General features: G+C 57.2%; 21 protein-coding genes. 13 read left to right on the top strand and 8 right to left on the bottom strand.

Annotated elements, in window-relative coordinates:
- Window positions 1-55: 55 nt before the first annotated feature.
- Window positions 56-1114 (top strand): MerR family transcriptional regulator, encoded by a 1059-nt coding sequence (locus ACOTZD_RS00655; protein ID WP_022651374.1) that lies wholly within the window; start codon window positions 56-58, stop codon window positions 1112-1114.
- Here ACOTZD_RS00655 and dauA read toward each other — a convergent pair.
- The 4 genes from dauA to lolB all read right to left on the bottom strand — a co-directional run bounded on the left by dauA (window position 1100) and on the right by lolB (window position 5454).
- Window positions 1100-2779 carry a C4-dicarboxylic acid transporter DauA gene (gene dauA / locus ACOTZD_RS00650; RefSeq protein ID WP_174402217.1) on the bottom strand — a complete coding sequence of 560 codons (1680 nt, stop codon included), beginning with the start codon at window positions 2777-2779 and terminating at the stop codon, window positions 1100-1102. The genes ACOTZD_RS00655 and dauA overlap by 15 nt on opposite strands.
- A 124-nt stretch (window positions 2780-2903) precedes the next feature.
- The gene (gene prs / locus ACOTZD_RS00645) at window positions 2904-3851 is read right to left on the bottom strand and encodes a ribose-phosphate diphosphokinase (RefSeq protein WP_003856663.1); all 948 of its coding nucleotides are present in this window, start codon (window positions 3849-3851) and stop codon (window positions 2904-2906) included.
- Between the two features lie 125 nt (window positions 3852-3976).
- On the bottom strand, window positions 3977-4846 hold the full coding sequence (ispE, locus tag ACOTZD_RS00640) for a 4-(cytidine 5'-diphospho)-2-C-methyl-D-erythritol kinase (protein WP_003856664.1): 870 nt from the start codon (window positions 4844-4846) through the stop codon (window positions 3977-3979).
- Window positions 4843-5454, bottom strand: coding sequence for a lipoprotein insertase outer membrane protein LolB (lolB, locus tag ACOTZD_RS00635; protein WP_003856665.1), 612 nt, complete (start codon window positions 5452-5454; stop codon window positions 4843-4845). The genes ispE and lolB overlap by 4 nt, the downstream gene beginning before the upstream one ends.
- A 201-nt stretch (window positions 5455-5655) precedes the next feature.
- Between lolB and hemA the strand changes: the two genes are divergently transcribed.
- Genes hemA through kdsA form a run of 6 tightly spaced genes read left to right on the top strand, consistent with a single transcriptional unit; the run spans window position 5656 to window position 10959 of the window.
- A complete protein-coding gene (gene hemA, locus ACOTZD_RS00630; RefSeq protein WP_003856666.1) occupies window positions 5656-6912 on the top strand; it encodes a glutamyl-tRNA reductase in 1257 nt (418 codons plus the stop codon).
- Window positions 6913-6953: 41 nt separating this feature from the next.
- A complete protein-coding gene (gene prfA / locus ACOTZD_RS00625; protein WP_003856667.1) occupies window positions 6954-8036 on the top strand; it encodes a peptide chain release factor 1 in 1083 nt (360 codons plus the stop codon).
- On the top strand, window positions 8036-8866 hold the full coding sequence (gene prmC, locus ACOTZD_RS00620) for a peptide chain release factor N(5)-glutamine methyltransferase (protein ID WP_045346353.1): 831 nt from the start codon (window positions 8036-8038) through the stop codon (window positions 8864-8866). The genes prfA and prmC overlap by 1 nt, the downstream gene beginning before the upstream one ends.
- Entirely contained in the window at window positions 8863-9255 is a 393-nt protein-coding gene (gene sirB2, locus ACOTZD_RS00615) for an invasion regulator SirB2 (RefSeq protein WP_003856669.1), read from the top strand. The genes prmC and sirB2 overlap by 4 nt, the downstream gene beginning before the upstream one ends.
- A 3-nt stretch (window positions 9256-9258) precedes the next feature.
- Window positions 9259-10068 carry an invasion regulator SirB1 gene (sirB1, locus tag ACOTZD_RS00610; protein WP_003856670.1) on the top strand — a complete coding sequence of 270 codons (810 nt, stop codon included), beginning with the start codon at window positions 9259-9261 and terminating at the stop codon, window positions 10066-10068.
- 36 nt (window positions 10069-10104) lie between these two features.
- Window positions 10105-10959, top strand: a complete 855-nt coding sequence (gene kdsA, locus ACOTZD_RS00605) for a 3-deoxy-8-phosphooctulonate synthase (RefSeq protein WP_003856671.1) — start codon at window positions 10105-10107, stop codon at window positions 10957-10959.
- 106 nt (window positions 10960-11065) lie between these two features.
- On the opposite strand, the gene chaA is transcribed toward kdsA, so the two are convergent.
- On the bottom strand, window positions 11066-12166 hold the full coding sequence (chaA, locus tag ACOTZD_RS00600) for a sodium-potassium/proton antiporter ChaA (RefSeq protein ID WP_003856672.1): 1101 nt from the start codon (window positions 12164-12166) through the stop codon (window positions 11066-11068).
- 268 nt (window positions 12167-12434) lie between these two features.
- Between chaA and chaB the strand changes: the two genes are divergently transcribed.
- Window positions 12435-12665 carry a putative cation transport regulator ChaB gene (chaB, locus tag ACOTZD_RS00595; RefSeq protein ID WP_023314272.1) on the top strand — a complete coding sequence of 77 codons (231 nt, stop codon included), beginning with the start codon at window positions 12435-12437 and terminating at the stop codon, window positions 12663-12665.
- 176 nt (window positions 12666-12841) lie between these two features.
- On the top strand, window positions 12842-13537 hold the full coding sequence (locus ACOTZD_RS00590) for a gamma-glutamylcyclotransferase (protein ID WP_017384255.1): 696 nt from the start codon (window positions 12842-12844) through the stop codon (window positions 13535-13537).
- A gap of 30 nt (window positions 13538-13567) precedes the next feature.
- On the opposite strand, the gene ACOTZD_RS00585 is transcribed toward ACOTZD_RS00590, so the two are convergent.
- The 3 genes from ACOTZD_RS00585 to ACOTZD_RS00575 form a co-directional block, all read right to left on the bottom strand.
- Window positions 13568-13807, bottom strand: coding sequence for a hypothetical protein (locus tag ACOTZD_RS00585; RefSeq protein ID WP_003856678.1), 240 nt, complete (start codon window positions 13805-13807; stop codon window positions 13568-13570).
- Between the two features lie 194 nt (window positions 13808-14001).
- Window positions 14002-15786, bottom strand: a complete 1785-nt coding sequence (locus tag ACOTZD_RS00580) for a methyl-accepting chemotaxis protein (RefSeq protein WP_060579462.1) — start codon at window positions 15784-15786, stop codon at window positions 14002-14004.
- Window positions 15787-15892: 106 nt separating this feature from the next.
- Window positions 15893-16246 (bottom strand): DsrE/DsrF/TusD sulfur relay family protein, encoded by a 354-nt coding sequence (locus ACOTZD_RS00575; protein ID WP_045895428.1) that lies wholly within the window; start codon window positions 16244-16246, stop codon window positions 15893-15895.
- A 73-nt stretch (window positions 16247-16319) separates the two neighbouring features.
- On the opposite strand from ACOTZD_RS00575, the gene nasR reads away from it, so the two are divergent.
- The 4 genes from nasR (at window position 16320) to ACOTZD_RS00555 (ending at window position 20646) form a co-directional block, all read left to right on the top strand.
- Window positions 16320-17492: a nitrate regulatory protein NasR gene (gene nasR, locus ACOTZD_RS00570; RefSeq protein ID WP_174402218.1), complete on the top strand. Its 1173-nt coding sequence runs from the start codon at window positions 16320-16322 to the stop codon at window positions 17490-17492.
- A 227-nt stretch (window positions 17493-17719) separates the two neighbouring features.
- Window positions 17720-18967, top strand: a complete 1248-nt coding sequence (locus ACOTZD_RS00565) for a CmpA/NrtA family ABC transporter substrate-binding protein (RefSeq protein WP_174402219.1) — start codon at window positions 17720-17722, stop codon at window positions 18965-18967.
- Window positions 18968-18969: 2 nt separating this feature from the next.
- Window positions 18970-19848, top strand: coding sequence for a nitrate ABC transporter permease (ntrB, locus tag ACOTZD_RS00560; protein ID WP_003856687.1), 879 nt, complete (start codon window positions 18970-18972; stop codon window positions 19846-19848).
- Between the two features lie 9 nt (window positions 19849-19857).
- The gene (locus tag ACOTZD_RS00555; RefSeq protein ID WP_045336446.1) at window positions 19858-20646 is read left to right on the top strand and encodes an ABC transporter ATP-binding protein; all 789 of its coding nucleotides are present in this window, start codon (window positions 19858-19860) and stop codon (window positions 20644-20646) included.
- Window positions 20647-20650 lie beyond the last annotated feature (4 nt).

Raw genomic sequence — 20650 nt, 5'->3', positions numbered from 1 at the left:
CTCACGTAACGTAAGGCTTCAGAGTAACAACACTGGCAGAACAAAAGGAGCCGTTATGTTGATACAGGTGGGAGAACTGGCGAAACGTGCCGGGATCACCGTGCGGACTTTGCATCACTACGAGCAAACAGGGCTGTTGTTACCTTCTGCCAGAAGCGCGGCAGGCTACCGGCTTTATAACCTGGCGGATGTGCAGCGTCTGCATATGATCCAGACGCTGGCAAAAGCCGGGCTGGAGCTTGCCGAAATCAGGGATTTTCTGAAACAGCGTTCGCTGTCATTAGCCGAATTACTCGACGGGCAAATCACTCTGCTGGACAAGCAACTGCGTAGTATCCATACGCTGCGCAACCGGCTGGTGGAATTGCGTACCGGGCTGACCGACGATGCGACGCCGGATCTGGAATCCTGGCTACAGACTCTGGAGTTAATGAATATGTACGATCGCTGGTTTAGCAAAGAAGAGTTGCAGCAACTGCCGTTTGCGGTAGAGAAAGAGGCGCTGGCGGATATCTGGTCGGGGCTGGTGAGGGAGGTTAAACACTTGCTGGAACAGAACGTCAGCGTCACGGACGCGCGGGCGACCGATTTGGCTTCACGGTGGATGGAACGCCTGGAGCAGGATACCGCAGGCAAACCGGAATTTTTGACCCGCCTGAACGAGATGCACAGCGTGGAGCCGCAGATGCAGGAGCAAACCGGCATTACGCCGGAGATAACTGATTACATCACGCGGGCGTTTGCCGAATCAAAGCTCAGCATCTGGGAGAAATATCTCACTGCCGAAGAGATGGCCTTTACCCGGGCGCACTACTTTGACCGGATGATGGAGTGGCCGCCGCTGGTGGCGAAGCTGCATCAGGCGCAGCGAGATAATCTCAGTCCCGCTTCTGACGATGCGCAAAAGCTGGCAGAAAAGTGGCTGGTTTTATTCCAGTCCTATGCGGGAACAAACCCGCAGACCCAGCAAAAATTTCGCCTCGCCATGCAGCAGGAGCCGCATCTGATGAAAGGCACGTGGATGACGCCTGCCGTGCTTGAATGGCTCCAGCAGGCGATCGGGGTGATGATGCAAAGACGCGTCTCTGCATCAGATGACTCACAGATCCGCTAATGCAGCTTCACGGTTAGGGTAGAAGGACAATCGGCCAGGGATCGGCTGCACGCCTGCGCGCGCCATGGTGCGCAGGGGCTGGAATTCGAGGTTACTTATCCGCAGCTCGCAGCCTTCCGGCAGGCGGGCAACAAAGCGCTGGAAGGCATCCAGACCGCCGGCATCCAGCACCGGGACGGCATCCCACTTCAGCACCACAATCCGTTTGCCCGCGATGCGGGATTCCAGATCGCTGAACAAACCTTCCGCTGCGGCGAAGAACAGCGGACCAATCACGCGCAGCACCAGCACATCGTCAGGCACCTCAACGTTAACCGGGGAGAGACGCGTCATCTGCGCGATGCGGCGCATAAACAGCAGCGAGGCCAGCACTATGCCGACGCTGATAGCGATAACCATATCGAACAGCACGGTCAGCGACATGCAGATCAGCATCACGATAATGTCGTCTTTCGGCGCGCGGCGCAGCAGGTTAACCACCTTATGCGCCTCACTCATGTTCCAGGCCACCATCAGCAGCAACGCAGCCATGGCAGAGAGCGGAAGCCATGAAAGCAGCGGGGCAAGGATCAGCAGCGCCATGATCACCAGCAGGGAGTGAATGACCGCCGAAACCGGTGATGTCGCGCCCGCACGTACGTTCGCGGCGGAACGGGCAATCGCAGCCGTAGCCGTAATACCGCCGAAGAACGGTGCAACGATGTTCCCTAAGCCCTGGCCGACCAGCTCGCTATTGGCTTTATGCTTAGTGCCGGTCATGCCGTCGAGCACAACGGCGCACAGTAGAGATTCAATCGCGCCCAGCATGGCCATGGAGAATGCGGCGGGCAGCAGAGCTCGAAGGGAATCCCAGCTCAGGATAAAGCTGGAACCCGGCATGTCCCACGGCAGAACCAGCTGCGGCAGCAGCTGCGGAATACCGCTACCCTGTGAGCCGTCCGCCAGAACATAGTGGAACTGGGAGCCAATGGTGGCGACCTGTCCACCGAGCAGGTTGACGACGCCCATCACCGCGCAGCCCAGCAGCAGAGCGGGGAGATGCCCCGGGAGACGAATACCTAAGCGAGGCCAGACGATGAGTGTGCCGAGGGTAACGATGCCAATGGCCGCATCGCCCAGGTTGGCCGTCGGCAACGCCATAAACAGCGCGCCCACTTTCTGTAAATAGTGCTCCGGAACATGGGCCATTTGCAGGCCGAGGAAATCCTTGATCTGCATGGTTCCGATGGTAATCCCAATCCCCGAGGTGAACCCCAGCGTTACGGAAAGGGGAATATATTCAATCAGGCGACCAAAGCGGGCCAGACCAAACAGAATTAAAAAGATGCCGGACATCAGGGTGGCAACCAGCAGGCCTGCCAGACCAAACTGTTGGGAAACCGGGTAGAGGATCACCACAAAGGCGGCCGTCGGGCCGGAGACGCTGAAGCGGGACCCGCCCGTCAGCGCAATCACAATCCCCGCAACGGCCGAGGTGTACAGCCCGTACTGCGGCGCGACGCCGCTACCAATCGCCAGCGCCATCGCCAGCGGGATGGCAATAATCCCGACGGTGATCCCGGCTATCAGGTCACGAACAAAGCGTGACGACGTGTATTTCTCTTTCCAGCAGGCGTCGATGAGGGCGCGAAAGGGCAGAACATGTGAGGAGGTTACTTTTTTCACAATTATCTATCATCCGTGTGCGCATCATCTGTCATATGAATGGCAGGTGAAGGAGGCATAAGTCATACAAATAAATACTATAAACAAAAAAACCCGCCGTAGCGGGTTTTTTGGCCGTGTTCGATCAGTGTTCGAACATTGCAGAGATCGATTCTTCGTTGCTGATACGACGAATCGCTTCGGCCAGCATCCCGGACAGAGTCAACGTACGCACGTTTGGCAGCGCTTTGATCTCGTCGCTCAGTGGAATGGTATCGCACACCACAACTTCGTCAATGACGGAGTTACGGAGGTTGTTTACCGCATTGCCGGAGAAGATCGGGTGAGTGGCGTAAGCGAATACGCGTTTCGCACCACGCTCTTTCAGCGCTTCAGCGGCTTTACACAGCGTACCGCCGGTATCGATCATGTCGTCCACCAACACGCAGTCACGGCCAGCCACGTCACCGATGATGTGCATCACCTGAGAAACGTTAGCGCGCGGACGGCGTTTGTCGATGATCGCCATGTCGGTATCGTTCAGCAGCTTCGCGATAGCACGCGCACGTACCACGCCGCCGATGTCTGGAGAAACCACAATCGGGTTGTCCAGATTCAGTTGCAGCATGTCTTCCAGCAGGATTGGGCTGCCGAATACGTTATCAACCGGCACGTCGAAGAAGCCCTGAATCTGCTCTGCGTGCAGGTCGACCGTCAGTACGCGGTCAACGCCGACGCTGGACAGGAAGTCAGCGACAACTTTAGCGGTGATTGGCACACGCGCGGAACGGACGCGACGGTCCTGACGTGCATAACCAAAGTAAGGAATAACAGCAGTGATACGGCCAGCAGAAGCACGACGCAGCGCGTCGACCATAACAACCAATTCCATCAGGTTGTCATTCGTTGGAGCACAGGTGGACTGGATGATGAAAATATCACCACCGCGTACATTTTCATTAATTTGTACGCTGACTTCGCCGTCGCTAAAGCGACCTACAGCGGCGTCGCCGAGGGAAGTGTACAGGCGGTTGGCAATACGTTGTGCTAGTTCCGGGGTGGCGTTACCAGCAAAAAGCTTCATATCAGGCACGAGAAGAACCTCAGGCATGCGTCCAGTGGTGGATAGCGTTCGCCGCAAACTGCGGGGCCTAAGCAAACGCTATCCAGGCGGTGTATTAAAGAGCGCGATGCAACGTCTGGAACAGGGTGACGTTGTCACCGAAACTCAGTCTGCGCCAGAATGGCCTGCTGTAGGGGGGAGATGTTCATCCCGCGTGCTACAAAACCATGCAGCCAAACCGGCGCTTGCTCAAGCACCTGACGGGCGGCGGTTTCGGTGTCAAATTCAGCAAAGACACAGGCCCCTGTACCGGTCAGGCGCGACGGCGCGTATTCTAACAGCCAGGAAAGCACCGCATCAACCTCGCGAAAACGTTTTCTTGCGATATCCTCGCAATCGTTGCTGAATTCACAATTTAATAACGTTTTTATTGACCGTACCGGGGTATTTCTTTTCAGGTCAGGATCTTTAAAGATGACCGGGGTAGGAATGCTCACGCCAGGGTGAACGATCAGATACCATTTTTCCGGCGGATCGACCGGCGTGAGGATTTCACCGACACCTTCAGCGAACGCCGCGTGGCCGCGCACAAACACCGGTACATCGGCGCCCAGCGTCAATCCTAACGCTGCCAGTTCGTCCGTCGTCAGACCGCAGTCCCAGAGGTGGTTAAGCGCCACCAGTACGGTCGCGGCGTTCGATGAACCGCCGCCAAGACCGCCGCCCATTGGCAGGCGTTTGTCGATACGGATATCCGCACCGCTTCCCGCTGGCAGACGACCCGACGACGACGCCGTTTTCATCAGAAGGCGAGCAGCGCGCACGATCAGGTTATCCTCATGCGCCACGCCGTCGACCGGCGTCAGCAGGTGAATCTGCCCGTCCTGACGCGGTTCGATGGAGATCGTGTCGCCGTAATCGACAAACTGAAACAGCGTTTGCAGGGTGTGATAGCCGTCAGCGCGCTGTCCGGTAATGTAGAGAAACAGGTTCAGTTTTGCGGGAGAGGGCCAGTGGGTCATCATTTAACGATCCAGTTGTCCATTTTCAGCTTGATACGCTGGCTACCCTGCGTCAGCTCCATATTGGACGGCAGCGACGGTTGAGTCTTGCTGTCATACGCGCTGTACACCACTTTCCAGGTTTTACCGCCCTGAGTGTAATTTACCTGGCTCAGACGGTATTGATCGTCGAGCGTGTAGTCGGTTGCGTCACCCGGCAGGCCAAGGATCCACTGGCGCAGACTATTGAGCGGAATCGGCATCCCGGTCAGCTTGCCAATCATCTCTTCGGCGTCGGTTGCCGTGTAGTGCTGGCCTTTGTTATCGGTAATCTGCGCTTCGCCAGGCTTCGCGTTCAGCTCCAGTTCGGTGCTGCCCAGCGGGTTCAGCAGCAGCAGGCGATAGTTGTCCTGACCCGTTTGCTGCCAGAAGAAGCGAGCGTAAACTTTTTGCTCGTCAGAGAGATAAGCAAATGCACCGCGGGTCTGATACTGGCTTAATTTCAGCACGTCCTGCTGGTGCTGACGCCACTGCGGTGAGTCAGGGCTTTTGCCCGGGCCTTTCGGCTGATGAACGGAACAGGCGGTCAGAACCAGGGCCGCCAGAGGCAGCAGGCGAATCATTCGGGTCATAATGATGACAAATCCTTGAGATACGTTGCAGTTATAACTGTTAATGCTAGCGTTGAAGGGTGCCACCGTCTACGTTCAAATTATCTCAAAGCGTGGCGTAAGCTATTACTCCGAAAGGGGGCAGTCTCTTTTATTGATCTCGCGCATCCTGTATGATGCGTCCTGCTAACCTTATTAACGCTGGTACTACTCCCGCTCAACATGACCCTATTAGCACTCGGTATTAACCACAAAACGGCCCCGGTTTCACTGCGAGAACGCGTTACGTTTTCGCCGGATACGCTCGACCTGGCGCTGGACAGCCTGCTTGCACAGCCGATGGTGCAGGGTGGCGTGGTGCTGTCGACGTGCAACCGTACCGAGCTCTATTTAAGCGTGGAGGAGCAGGACAACCTTCACGAGGCGCTGATCCGCTGGCTATGTGACTACCACAACCTCAACGAAGAAGAGCTGCGCAACAGCCTGTACTGGCATCAGGATAACGATGCGGTCAGCCATCTGATGCGCGTGGCCAGCGGTCTGGATTCGCTGGTGCTGGGCGAGCCGCAGATCCTCGGCCAGGTGAAAAAAGCCTTCGCGGATTCCCAGAAAGGGCATCTGAAAGCCAGCGAACTTGAACGAATGTTCCAGAAGTCATTCTCCGTGGCGAAGCGTGTGCGAACCGAAACCGACATTGGCGCCAGTGCGGTTTCGGTTGCTTTCGCGGCCTGTACCCTTGCCCGTCAAATCTTCGAATCGCTGTCGACCGTCACCGTACTGCTGGTGGGGGCGGGCGAAACCATCGAGCTGGTGGCGCGCCATCTTCGCGAACACAAGGTGAAGAAGATGATCATCGCCAACCGCACCCGCGAACGTGCACAGGTGCTGGCAGATGAAGTGGGCGCTGAGGTGATTGCGTTGAGCGACATCGATGAACGTCTGAAAGAGGCGGACATTATTATCAGCTCTACCGCCAGCCCGCTGCCGATTATCGGGAAAGGGATGGTCGAGCGTGCGCTGAAATCCCGCCGCAATCAGCCGATGCTGCTGGTGGATATCGCCGTTCCGCGTGATGTCGAACCGGAAGTGGGCAAACTGGCGAACGCCTACCTGTACAGCGTGGATGACCTGCAAAGCATCATTTCGCACAACCTTGCCCAGCGTAAGGCGGCGGCTGTGCAGGCGGAAACTATCGTTGAGCAGGAAACCAGTGAATTTATGGCCTGGCTGCGCGCGCAAAGCGTCAGCGAGACCATCCGCGAATACCGCGGTCAGGCGGAGCAGGTGCGTGATGACCTGACGGCCAAAGCGTTAGCGGCCCTTGAACAGGGCGGCGACGCGCAGGCGATTATGCAGGATCTGGCCTGGAAACTGACCAACCGCCTGATCCATGCCCCAACCAAATCTCTTCAGCAGGCTGCCCGTGACGGGGACGATGAACGCCTGACAATTCTGCGCAACAGCCTCGGGCTGGAATAGCGCCCTATACCCATTTTCTAAGACAAGGTGCATTTACGCCTATGAAGCCTTCTATCGTCGCTAAACTGGAAGCTCTGCACGAGCGCCATGAAGAAGTCCAGGCGCTGCTCGGCGATGCCGGGACCATTGCCGACCAGGAACGTTTTCGCGCGCTGTCGCGTGAATACGCGCAGTTAAGTGATGTTTCAAAATGCTTTACCGACTGGCGACAGGTCCAGGAAGATATCGAAACCGCGCAGATGATGCTCGACGATCCTGAGATGCGCGAGATGGCGCAGGAAGAGTTACAGGATGCGAAAGCGCGTTCAGAAGAGATGGAGCAGCAGCTTCAGGTGCTTCTGCTGCCGAAAGATCCGGACGATGAGCGTAACGCCTTTGTGGAAGTCCGCGCCGGTACCGGCGGCGACGAAGCGGCGCTGTTCGCCGGGGATCTGTTCCGTATGTACAGCCGTTATGCCGAATCCCGTCGCTGGCGCGTGGAGATCATGAGCGCCAACGAAGGCGAGCATGGCGGCTACAAAGAGGTTATCGCCAAAATCAGCGGTGACGGCGTGTACGGTCGACTGAAATTTGAATCCGGCGGTCACCGCGTGCAGCGCGTGCCTGCGACGGAATCGCAGGGGCGCATTCATACCTCGGCCTGTACGGTGGCGGTGATGCCGGAGCTGCCGGAAGCGGAACTGCCGGATATCAACCCGGCGGATCTGCGCATCGACACCTTCCGCTCTTCAGGGGCAGGTGGTCAGCACGTTAACACCACCGACTCCGCTATCCGTATTACTCACCTGCCCACCGGGATTGTGGTTGAGTGTCAGGATGAACGTTCCCAGCACAAGAACAAAGCTAAGGCGTTATCCGTGCTGGGCGCCCGTATCCACGCGGCGGAAATGGCGAAACGCCAGCAGGCGGAAGCCTCTACCCGCCGTAACCTGCTGGGCAGCGGCGACCGTAGCGATCGTAACCGCACCTATAACTTCCCGCAGGGGCGCGTAACCGACCACCGCATCAACCTGACGCTGTACCGTCTGGATGAGGCAATGGAAGGCAAGCTCGATATGCTGATTGAGCCTATCGTGCAGGAATACCAGGCCGACCAGCTGGCGGCACTGTCCGAGCAGGATTAATGGATTTTCAGCGCTGGTTACGCCATGCCGCCAGTGAGCTTTCTGCAAGTGAAAGCCCGAAGCGCGACGCCGAAATTCTGCTTGAGCATGTGACGGGTAAAGCCCGCACGTATCTGCTGGCTTTCGGCGAAACCGCGCTGACCGCTGAACAGCAATCGCAGCTGGAGACGCTGCTTGCCCGCCGTAAAACCGGCGAGCCGGTGGCGCATCTGGTTGGCGAGCGCGAGTTCTGGTCCCTTCCACTGTACGTCTCAGCGGCCACGCTGATCCCGCGCCCGGACACCGAGTGTCTGGTGGAGCAGGCGCTGGCGCGGTTACCGGCGCAGTCGTGTCAGATCCTCGATCTCGGCACCGGCACCGGGGCGATTGCGCTGGCGCTTGCCAGCGAGCGGCCAGACTGCACCGTGACGGCGGTAGACGTGATGCCTGATGCGGTCGCCCTCGCGCGGCGCAACGTTGAACGGCTGGGGCTGAACAATGTTTCCGTTCTGCAAAGCAGCTGGTTTGCCGCGCTTGAAAGCCGCATGTTTGAAATGGTTGTCAGCAATCCGCCCTACATCGACGAAGACGATCCGCATCTCGCGCAGGGCGACGTGCGTTTTGAACCGTTGACCGCGCTGGTCGCTGCGAATCAGGGACTTGCGGATCTTGATCACATTGTGACAACGTCACGACAACATTTGATTCCCGGTGGCTGGCTGCTGGTGGAACATGGCTGGACGCAGGGAGAGGCGGTGCGAGCGCTGTTTACGCATGCCGGATACGCTGCCGTGGAAACCTGCCGGGATTACGGCGGCAATGAACGTCTGACGCTGGGGCAGCGGTCATGAGCCTGTTTACGCTGCTGATCTCCGTTCACCTGGTTTCCGTTGCCCTGACCATTGGCTTTTTTATTGCCCGCTACTGGTGGCGCTACAACAACAATCCGCTGATTAACGCCCGCTGGGTACGCATCGCCCCGCACTGTATCGACACGGTGCTGTTCCTTTCCGGAGCCGGGTTAATGTGGAAGACCGGCTATCTGCCATTTACTGATAAAGGCGCATGGCTGACTGAAAAGCTGTTTGGCGTTATCATCTACATCGTTTTGGGTTTTATCGCGCTTGGGCGTCATCGTCCGCGCAGCCAGCAGACAGGGTTTATCGCCTTTTTGCTGGGTCTGGTGGTGCTGTACATCATCATTAAACTCGCCACCACAAGAATACCGTTACTGGGGTAAGTCATGAGGTCCTTAGCCGATTTCGAATTTAACAAAGTGCCGCTCTGCGATGGTATGATCCTGATTTCAGAAATGATCCGCGACGATTTTACGTCACAGTATGTTTACGCTGAACTGGAGAATCTGGTCAGCCTGGCGCGCGAAGAGATCAATCAGGCACGTCCGCAGGACTGGCAATTAGAGAAGCTGATTGAGCTTTTCTACGGCGAATGGGGTTTCTGCGACACGCGAGGCGTGTACCGCCTGTCTGACGCACTGTGGCTGGACCAGGTGTTGAAAAATCGTCAGGGCAGCGCCGTCGCGTTGGGCGCCATTTTACTGTGGGTTGCGCACGAGCTGGAGATTCCACTGGTGCCGGTCATTTTCCCGACGCAGATGATTTTGCGGGCGGAGTGGCTGGACGGTGAGATGTGGTTAATCAATCCGTTCAACGGCGACACGCTGGATGAGCATACGCTGGACGTCTGGCTGAAAGGCAACATCAGCCCGATAGCTGAGCTGTTCAATGAAGATCTCGATGAAGCCGATAACGCTGAAGTGATCCGCAAGCTCCTGGATACGCTGAAGTCTGCGCTGATGGAAGAGCGTCAGATGGAGCTGGCCCTGCGCGCAAGCGAAGTGCTGTTGCAGTTCAATCCGGAAGATCCGTACGAAATCCGCGACCGCGGCCTGATTTATGCGCAGCTCGACTGCGAGCACGTGGCGCTGAATGATTTAAATTATTTCGTCGAACAATGTCCGGAAGACCCGATCAGCGAGATGATCCGCGCGCAGATCAACGCGATCGCGCATAAACACATTACACTGCATTAATCTTAATTCCGATTCACACCTGAATAAGGCGATCCTATGAAACAAAAAGTGGTTAGCATTGGTGATATCAACGTGGCAAACGACCTGCCGTTCGTGCTGTTTGGCGGTATGAACGTGCTGGAATCCCGCGATCTCGCTATGCGCATCTGCGAACACTACGTGACCGTGACCCAAAAGCTGGGTATCCCGTACGTGTTTAAAGCCTCTTTTGACAAAGCCAACCGCTCCTCCATTCACTCCTACCGTGGCCCGGGCCTGGAAGAGGGGATGAAGATTTTCCAGGAGCTGAAACAGACGTTTGGCGTGAAAGTGATCACCGACGTGCACGAGGCGTCTCAGGCACAGCCGGTGGCTGATGTGGTAGACGTGATTCAGCTTCCGGCGTTCCTCGCTCGCCAGACTGACCTGGTAGAAGCGATGGCGAAAACCGGTGCCGTGATTAACGTGAAAAAACCGCAGTTCGTGAGCCCAGGCCAGATGGGTAATATCGTCGACAAGTTTATCGAAGGCGGTAACGACCAGGTTATCCTGTGCGACCGTGGTTCAAACTTCGGTTATGACAACCTGGTTGTGGATATGCTGGGCTTCAGCGTGATGAAGAACGTCTCTAACCAGTCTCCGGTGATTTTCGACGTGACCCACTCCCTGCAATGCCGCGACCCGTTTGGCGCCGCGTCTGGCGGGCGTCGTGCGCAGGTGACCGAACTGGCGCGCGCCGGTATGGCAACCGGCCTGGCGGGTCTGTTCATTGAAGCGCACCCGGATCCGGCTAACGCGAAATGCGACGGTCCATCCGCGCTGCCGCTGGATAAGCTGGAGCCGTTCCTGAAACAGATCAAAGCGATTGACGATCTGGTGAAGAGCTTCGACGAGCTGGATACCAGCAACTAATAAAAAAACCCGCTTCGGCGGGTTTTTCTTTGCCCGGCGGCGCTACGCTTGCGCGGGCCTACGGGTTTTGTAGGCCGGGTAAGCGCAGCGCCACCCCGCAAAAAAATTACGCAAATATCGTCATCAGATACGCAATAAACAGCGCCATATGCGCCGCGCCGTTCAGCACATTGGTGCGGCCGGTGGAGAAGGAAATCTGGCACAGCAGCAAGGATGCCACCATCACAATCATCTCTGGCGCACCCAGCGCAAACTGCAATTCATTTCCCGTCATAAAGGCAATCAACGTCACCACCGGAACGGTAAGGGAGATGGTCGCCAGAACAGAGCCAAAGAACAGATTCATCGCCCGCTGCACCTGATTATTGAGCACCGCTTTCAGCGCTCCCAGGCCTTCTGGCGACAGGATCAACAGGGCCACCAGGAAACCGGTAAAGGCGACCGGCGCGTTCAGTTCAGTTAACAGCGCCTCCAGCGGGTTCGCATTCATCTTGGTGACCGCAATAACGGCAATCAGATGCACGATCAGCCAAACCGTGTGCCACGCGCTGCTGTGAGCCGACGGCTTACCGTGATGCGGGTCATCGTCGTCACCGTCGTCTTCATGCTCGTAAACAAACAGGCTCTGGTGCGTTTTGGTCTGGATCAGCAGGAACACGCCGTACATCGCCGCGGAAATCAGCGCCACCAGCAGCGCCTGGCCGGTGGTGAAATTTGCACCCGGCAGCGCCATCGGGAATACCAGCACAATAATCGCCAGCGGGAACAGGGCGATCAGGTACTGTTTAATGCCAAAAAGGTTCATGTACTGGGTGGCAAATTTGCGACCACCTAATAAAAGTGAAAAACCGACCAGGCCGCCGGTAACAATCATAATGATGGAATAGAGCGTATCGCGCATTAGCGTTGGCGCGGCGTCGCCGGTGGCCATTAATGCGGAAATGAGACTGACTTCAAGAATCACAACCGAAAGGCTTAAAATTAATGACCCATACGGCTCTCCAAGACGGTGGGCTAAAACATCCGCATGGCGTACCACGCTAAATGCACTGGTTAAAATACCCACCAGAGCCAGAATATTGATCCCCACAACCACTGGCAATGACTGACTGCTTCCCCAGAAGAGCAGCACAGCCAGTGCCAGAACCGGGAAAATGAGAGAGGTCTCCTTGTGGCGGGTTTTCACCGCCTCGTGTGTTGCTGTCATGTGTTTCTCCAACAATGCAGGTGCTTGTAATTATAGATAGATTTTAAAGGTATTAAACTAACAGAAATCTGTTAAATACCCTGTATTTTTTACTTAGTTTTACCCTTTATTATAATTTTTATGCCTGAGGCTTATAATGGCCTATCTCTATTAAATATTAATTTAATAACAATGACTTGCATTTTTATATTGTTCATTTCTTTCTGTTGGCTGGCACCCTCGCGTATCGTCGTCCACACTTATCTTTTAGCCAAAAGAGAGGTTAACGATGCCATACAAATCGAAAAGCGAATTACCAGATAACGTGCAAAACGTATTGCCTGCCCACGCCCAGGATATCTACAAAGAAGCCTTTAACAGCGCCTGGGATCAGTACAAAGATAAAAAAGATCGCCGGGACGATGCCAGCCGCGAAGAGACGGCCCATAAGGTGGCCTGGGCCGCCGTAAAAAATGACTATGAGAAAGGGGACGATGATAAATGGCACAAAAAGAAATAGCCGCGAATAATACGCTGCCTCCCTTTTGACATTTCAGGCGGTTGACCTGCCGCTGTATTGCATCTGGCCCGCGAATTGCTTATCGTTGCTCAACTGCTGTTAAAATGAACAGCCCAGAATGCCGGGAAGGCGAATTACAGAAGTCGCAAGGAAGCATGCAGTGGCGGAGGTGGAATGTGTTAACGCGTGATTTCTTGATGAAGGCAGATTGTAAGACGGCATTTGGTGCTATTGAGGAATCGCTTCTGTGGTCGGCTGAACAACGTGCGGCGTCGCTTGCGGCAACGCTGGCCTGCCGCCCGGATGATGGCCCGGTCTGGATCTTTGGTTACGGCTCGCTGATGTGGAACCCGGCGCTCGAATTTGTTGAATCGGCAACCGGAACGCTGCCTGGCTGGCACCGCGCCTTCTGTTTGCGCCTGACCGCCGGACGCGGCAGCGCGTGTCAGCCAGGACGCATGCTTGCACTAAAAGAGGGCGGGCGCACCACGGGCGTGGCATACCGGCTGCCGGATACCACGCTGGAAGATGAGCTGACGCTGCTGTGGAAGCGCGAGATGATCACCGGCTGCTATATGCCCAGCTGGTGCAAGCTGGAACTGGATGACGGCCGCACCGTCAACGCGCTGGTGTTCATTATGGATCCGCGCCACCCGCTGTATGAAGCCGACACCCGAACCCAGGTGATTGCCCCGCTGATTGCCGCCGCCAGTGGACCGCTGGGTACTAACGCCCAGTACCTTTTCTCGCTCGATCAGGAGCTGACGCGTCTCGGTATGCAGGACGACTGTCTGAGTGAGCTGGTGGTGAAGGTGAAAGCTCTGCTGGAAGGGAACCCGCTCAGCAATACGCTGCGGCCGGGTTTTGCCTGATAATACGCCCGGCTGGCCGGGCGTTTATGGTTATGCCGCCACGTAACTTACGGAATGTTCGAGCGACTGGCTGTGGCTGTCGATCAGCACATCCCAGGTGCCGGTGTAAGGCACCGTCAGCCAGGCCTTGTCGTCCTGGACGGTAAGGATATCTGCCTGCGATTGTTTCTGTCCTTTCGAACTTATCAGATGGATGCGGCAACGCTCTGAGCAACGCACCACTACCGTATCCCCGCCAAACAGTTTCAGACTTGTTTTAACTCGTGCCATTTTATACCCCGTCGTTTTTGCCCATCCCGAGCGTGATGTTGTTCACAATTTACTCATTGCATAACACCAAAGGGGCAGGGGTGGGATGCTGATTTCGATCAAAAAATGGCGCAACGATTAAACAAAAATGACAAAATCCCTGAAACCTTTCAGCGGACGCACTTTTTCCCTGTTTAACGCGCGTCCGGGAAAAATTATATGCGGAAATGGCCTGCGGTCTCAGCAAGGTCGCCCGCCTGGCTTTGCAGCGCGCTGGCCGCCGCAGCAGACTGTACAACAAGCTCGGCGTTCTGCTGCACCATGCGATCCAGATGAGTCACCGCGTGGTTAATTTCATGGATCCCTTTCATCTGCTCGCGGGTGGCAATAGATATTTCACGCATAATGCCTGACACGCTCCCGACGCTGGCGCGGATCTCATCCATGCTGTCGCCCGCAAGGTGCACAAACCGGGAGCCGGTTGCAACGCTTTCGGTGGTGGAATCAATAAGGGATTTGATCTCTTTCGCCGCCTGAGCGCTGCGGCTGGCCAGGTTACGTACTTCCCCCGCAACGACCGCGAACCCACGGCCTTGTTCCCCGGCACGCGCCGCTTCCACCGAGGCGTTAAGCGCCAGAATATTGGTCTGGAAGGCAATGCCGTCAATGACGCTGGTGATATCGCCGATTTTCGCGGAAGCCAGTTCGATGGACTGCATGGTGCTGATGGCCTGAGCGACGACGTCACCTCCGCGGGATGCGGCGGCAGAGGCCTTGCTCGCCTGCTCATTCGCTTCTGCTGCCGACTCGTTTGACTGCGTGACGGAGGCCGTGATCTCTTCCACGGCGCTGGCGGTTTCGCGAAGGCTTGATGCCGCCTGCTCGGTACGCCCGGAAAGATCCTGATTACCCGCCGCAATCTCATGCGCGGCGTTTTTCACTGAGGCGCTGGCATCACGCAGCTGGACCATCACCACAGAAAGCTTATCGCTGAAGGCGTTAAACGCCTGCGCGATTTGCGCCACTTCATCGCCTCCCTTATCCGGCAGACGCTGCGACAGATCGTTAGTACCGTTGGCAATGTTGTTCATCGCGTCACGGATACCGGACAGCCGCTTAAGCAGGCGGGCAATCAGGAGGTGCATGAGGGCTCCGCTCAGCAGGGCGAGGATCGCCAGCGACAGTGCAGATGCTTTAAGCAATGAGCGCATCCCGGCGGTGGCATCGCCGTTATCAAGCGCCACAACCAGCAGCCAGTGCGTCCCCGGCACGGCGGTGGCCAGGAACGTTTTTTCGCGTCCGTTTGACGTTCCGTCAACCAGGTTGCCGCTTTTCAGAGTGGCAAAATCGGTCCCTTTGATCGTTTCAGTAAACGGCTTAAGCGTCAGCGCAGGATCGCTGCCGGCAATTACGGTGCCGTTGCTGTCCAAAAGCAGTCCGCTGCTGGCCGGAGTCGGGTGAATACCGCGCACGTTAGCCACCACGCTGTCCATTGCCACATCGCCCGCCACCACCGCTTTCAGGGCGCCTTGCTCTTTAACGGGTACCGCGAACGTCACCACCAGTTTCCCGGTGCCCGCGTCCACATAGGGTGCAGTCACTACCGGGCCATCAGCGCTGACGACCTGCTGATACCACGGGCGAAGGGTGGGATCGTAATCAGCGGGCACCCCGGTTGGGTCAGAAAATTTAGCCGTTTTGCTGGCATAACCCGCGTAGACGTTGGTGAATCCACCCGCCAGTGCAAGCTGTTTAAACACCGGAACCGGATCGTCGCTGAGCGCGACCGACTGCGCCGAAGTGATGACGGTCATTTTGCTGTTCACCCAGTCGGCAATCGCCATGTTGTGGCTGGCGCTGGTGCTGGTCAGAATATCGCGCTGCGACTGCTGGTTATCCTGGCGCGTGACCTGAAAGTTAATAATGGTATTAAGAAGAAGGGCGACGACCAGACAGCCTGTCGTCGCAGCAATGATGCGGGCGCGAATCGAACTGAACATAAGTGTAATACCTGCTGTGTTGTTTCCATGCCTATCGGCAACGGCGCAGGTAAACTTGATGCTGAAACCGCGTCCATAAGAAAATAATATTTTTATCGGGTTATTATTAAAAAGTTAATACTTTATCGGCGGAAAGCGTCCATTCAGCCAGCTCGACCAGCGTGCCAATTTCCACGCCGTCAATTAGCGGCAGTCCGGTAATGCCGCGCCCGTCGGTACAGGTTTTGCACAGTTTGACCGGAACATTTTGCGCGGTCAGGATCTCCAGCATTTGTTGAATGTTGTAGCCCTCTGCGGGTTTCTGCCCCTTCAGCCCGGCCGTGACAGCGTCGGACATCAAAAAGAGGCGTAGCTCCAGCCCACTCTCCTTATCGCGCAGCGCGATTGCCAGGCGCAGGCTGTTAAAAAGGGATTCACTGCCGTAGGCCGCACCGTTGGCGACGATCACAATCTTCTGCATGTTGACTCCTGTTCTCTGAAAAGGCACGAATATTGCTTCTCGTACCGAAGAATATGTATCGGGGAGAGAAACGATGACGATAGTGGCTGGCAGTTCCCCTGGCGCAACCGAATGGTTCCAGCGTGCGAGAATGTTGCGTGAGGAACAGCTCGGCAGACTGGCGCAGCTGGGCGCACTGGTGAACGGCATCAGTCGACTGGTGCATATGCTACAGTGCGAGCGCGGTGCGTCAAATGTCTGGCTCTGCTCGCAGGGCAAATTGTACGCGCCTGAATGCCAGGCCAGCAGGGCCCTGGTGGATGAAAACCTTGCCGCATTGCACCTTCTGTTTAACGAACCGCTCCCGGGCAGCGCCCTCTGCGAACGTATTGCCAGCGCACTGCACGGCCTTGAGACGCTGACGGCGCTGCGTGATGGCGTTACAGGTCAATGCGTCACCGCGCCGCAGGCGATGGAACATTACAGCCGCATACTGCGTCATCTGCTCAGTATCGTACCTCAACTCAGCGACAGCATTGACGATCCGCACATCGCGGGCCGATTTGTGGCCCTTTACAGCCTGATGCAGGGCAAAGAACTTGTGGGACAAGAGCGGGCGCTGGGGGCTATTGGTTTCACCCAGGGATTCTTTGACGATGAAACCCGCCAGCGGCTGGTGGATCGCATTGATGGCCAGCAGGCCTGCTTTGAGGTTTTTATCTCCCATTGCACTCCAGACGTGCAGGAGTCATTTACCCTCAACTGCCAGCCGGGTCTGGAGACTGAAAAACTCAGGCGTGAAGCGTGCACCCGCCAGCCTCCGGCAGATAACGGCGATACCGCCGTCAAATGGTTCGCCCTGCAAACCGCGCGCCTTGAGCACCTGCGCACGCTGGAGGAGGTGGCAATTGCCGATCTGATGACGGCAGTTGAGGAGCGTCGCTGTAGCGAAAATCTGCACGCAGACGATGAGCACGACGATATCCTGGCGCGATTTCCTGACAGACCGCTGCTGCCGCTGGTGCGCCAGCAGGCGCGTGAAATTGAGCAACTCTCCCGTCAGCTTGCTTCCCTGCGCGACACGCTGGAGGAGCGTAAGACCATCGACAAAGCCAAAAGCGTGCTGATGACGCACCAGAACATGAGCGAGGAGCAGGCGTGGACTGCCCTGCGCAAAATGGCGATGGATAAAAACCAACGCATGGTGGATATCGCCCGTGCGCTGCTTACGGTGAAAAATTTGTGGAAGATACCCCCTGGGGAGTAGTTGCACAGTCAGTGGGCAATTCATGCCTGATTGAGGTGCGTAAAACAGCGCTCTCCTTGCAGAAACCCCGTAACGCCGGGGATGAAAAGCTGGCATTACCTTTGCATTAACAGATTAACCATTTTCGACGATGCGCCAACGGCGGTGCATGCGTCTTCAGGATAAAGGCGTCCAGCGGTGCTTCAGCACCGTCGGGCGCTTTTTTTTGCCTTTTTTCAGGAGCAATTATGGCGGATTTGTCGAGACGGCGATTATTGCAGGCCAGCATGCTGGCGAGTGGTGCGATGCTGTTGCCGGGTGTCATGCAGGCCGCATGGGCGGCGGGGTCAGATAAGCCGGAGCAGGATACCGTGCGTATCGGGTTTATACCTCTGACCGACTGCGCGCCCGTGGTTATCGCGGCCCTGAAGGGGTTCGATAAAAAACACGGCATTACCATTGTACCGACCAAAGAGGCGAGCTGGGCGGCGGTGCGCGACAAGCTGGTGGCGGGCGAGCTGGACGCTGCGCACATTCTTTACGGCCTGCTGTACGGTCTGGAGCTGGGTATCGCGGGCAAGCCGCAGCAGATGGCGAACCTGATGACCCTCAACCAGAACGGTCAGGCCATTACGCTCTCCAGCGATCTGGCGGAGAAGGGCGTTCGTGACCTCGACGGGCTGAAAAAGCTGATTGCGCAGCAGGCGCCGGGAACTTACACCTTCGCGCATACCTTCCCGACGGGAACGCACGCCATGTGGCTCTACTACTGGCTGGCCAGCGCGGGGATTAACCCGTTTGACGACGTGCGCACCGTGGTGGTGCCGCCGCCGCAGATGGTGATGAACATGCGCATTGGCAACATGGTCGGGTTTTGCGTTGGCGAGCCGTGGAACGCGCGGGCGATTAACGACCGCATCGGGTTTACCGCCGCCACGTCACAGTCCATCTGGGCCGATCACCCGGAAAAGATCCTCGGCACCCGACGCGACTGGGTGGCGAAAAATCCGCACACCGCACGGGCGCTGGTGAGCGCCGTGATGGAAGCCGCGCGCTGGATCGAGGCGTCAGCGGAAAACAAACGCGAAACCGCGCAGATCCTCTCGCGCCGCGCCTGGCTCAACTGCAAGGAACAGTATCTCACCGGACGTATGCTCGGCGAGTACGACAACGGGGTCGGTCAGCGCTGGCAGGATGCGCACCCGATCCGTTTCTTCAACGAGGGTGCCGTGAGCTACCCGTATCTCTCCGACGGCATGTGGTTCTTAACCCAGTTCCGCCGCTGGGGCTTGCTCAACGCCGCGCCGGATTACGCGGGCATTGCACAGCGCATTAACCAGACCGCGGTCTGGCAGGATGCCGCGACCGCCGTGGGCGGCATGTTCACACCGTCATCACCGTATCGCAGCAGCACCCTGATGGACGGCACCGTCTGGAACGGCACCGATCCGGAAGGGTACGCCAACCGCTTCGCCATTCACCGTAAAGGGGCCTGAGTATGCAGCATCTGCAAAATACAAAACCACAAGAGACGTCAGAGAGCGGGGAAGTGATAGTCCTGCCTCCGTTACAGGTTCGCCGTCGTGCGCCCGCGTTTACGCGTCGGATGAATGATTTTTTACAGCGCGTCATCCCGGCGCTGCTCGGTCTCGGCCTGCTGGTGGTGCTCTGGCAGCTGGCGGCGATAAACAGTAAAGGCTTTCCGACGCCGCTCAGCACGCTCGATTCGGCCATGACCCTGTTTGCCGATCCGTTTTATCGCGACGGGCCAAACGATATGGGCATTGGCTGGAACGTGCTGGCGTCGTTGCAGCGCGTCGCCATCGGCTTCGGTCTGGCGGCGCTGGCGGGCATTCCGCTGGGCTTTTTGATTGGCCGCTTCACCTTTTTCTCCCGCATGTTCAACCCGCTGATCGCGCTACTGCGTCCGGTCAGCCCGCTGGCCTGGCTGCCTATCGGCCTGCTGCTGTTCCAGAAAGCGGAGCCTGCATCGAGCTGGACTATTTTTATCTGCTCCATCTGGCCGATGGTCATTAACACCGCCGAAGGGGTGCGCTGTATTCCGCAGGACTACCTCAACGTGGCCCGGGTGCTGCAACTCTCAGAGTGGACCATCATGCGCCGCATTCTTTTCCCGGCCGTGCTGCCTGCGGTGCTGACCGGGGTACGTCTTTCCATTGGCATTGCCTGGCTGGTGATTGTCGCCGCCGAGATGCTCACCGGAGGTTTAGGCATTGGCTTCTGGATCTGGAATGAGTGGAACAACCTCAACGTCGAAAACATTCTCATCGCCATCGTCATCATTGGCGTGGTCGGGTTGCTGCTGGAGCAGGGGCTGATGCTGATCGCCCGTCGCTTTAGCTGGCAGGAAAAATAAGGAGTGAAGATGAAACCGTTAATTCAGGTCCAGGCCGTGAGCCAGCGTTTTTCCACCGCCAGCGGCGAGTTTCTGGCGCTGCAAAACGTCTCTTTTGATATCCACGAGGGCGAAACCGTCAGTCTGATTGGTCACTCCGGCTGCGGCAAGTCGACGCTGTTAAACCTGATCGCCGGGATCACGCTGCCGACGGAAGGCGGGCTGATTTGCGACAACCGCGAAATCGCCGGGCCGGGGCCAGAGCGCGCGGTGGTGTTTCAGAATCATTCGCTGCTGCCGTGGCTGACCTGCTTCGACAACGTGGCGCTGGCGGTGGATCAGGTCTTCCGTCACACCATGAGTAAGGCCGAGCGCAAAGCGTGGATTGAGCACAATCTCGACCGGGTGCAGATGGGCCACGCGCTGCACAAGCATCCCGGGGAGATCTCCGGCGGCATGAAGCAGCGCGTCGGGATTGCCCGCGCGCTGGCGATGAAGCCGAAAGTGCTGCTGATGGATGAGCCGTTTGGCGCGCTCGATGCGCTGACGCGTGCCCATCTTCAGGATTCGGTGATGCAGATCCAGCAGGCGCTGAATACCACCATCGTGCTCATCACCCACGACGTGGACGAGGCGGTACTGCTCTCTGACCGCGTACTGATGATGACCAACGGCCCGGCGGCCACCGTGGGTGAGATCCTGCGCGTCGATCTGCCGCGCCCGCGCAACCGGGTGCAGCTGGCGGACGACAGCCGCTATCACCACATGCGCCAGCAGATCCTCCATTTCCTCTACGAAAAACAGCCGAAAGCGGCGTAATGAG

It is taken from the genome of Enterobacter cloacae complex sp. SHL022 (assembly GCF_049237785.1).
Classification (GTDB): Bacteria; Pseudomonadota; Gammaproteobacteria; order Enterobacterales; family Enterobacteriaceae; genus Enterobacter; species Enterobacter hormaechei_C.
Note: the sequence above shows the minus strand (reverse complement) of the source record. Positions and strands in the feature narration are given on the sequence as shown.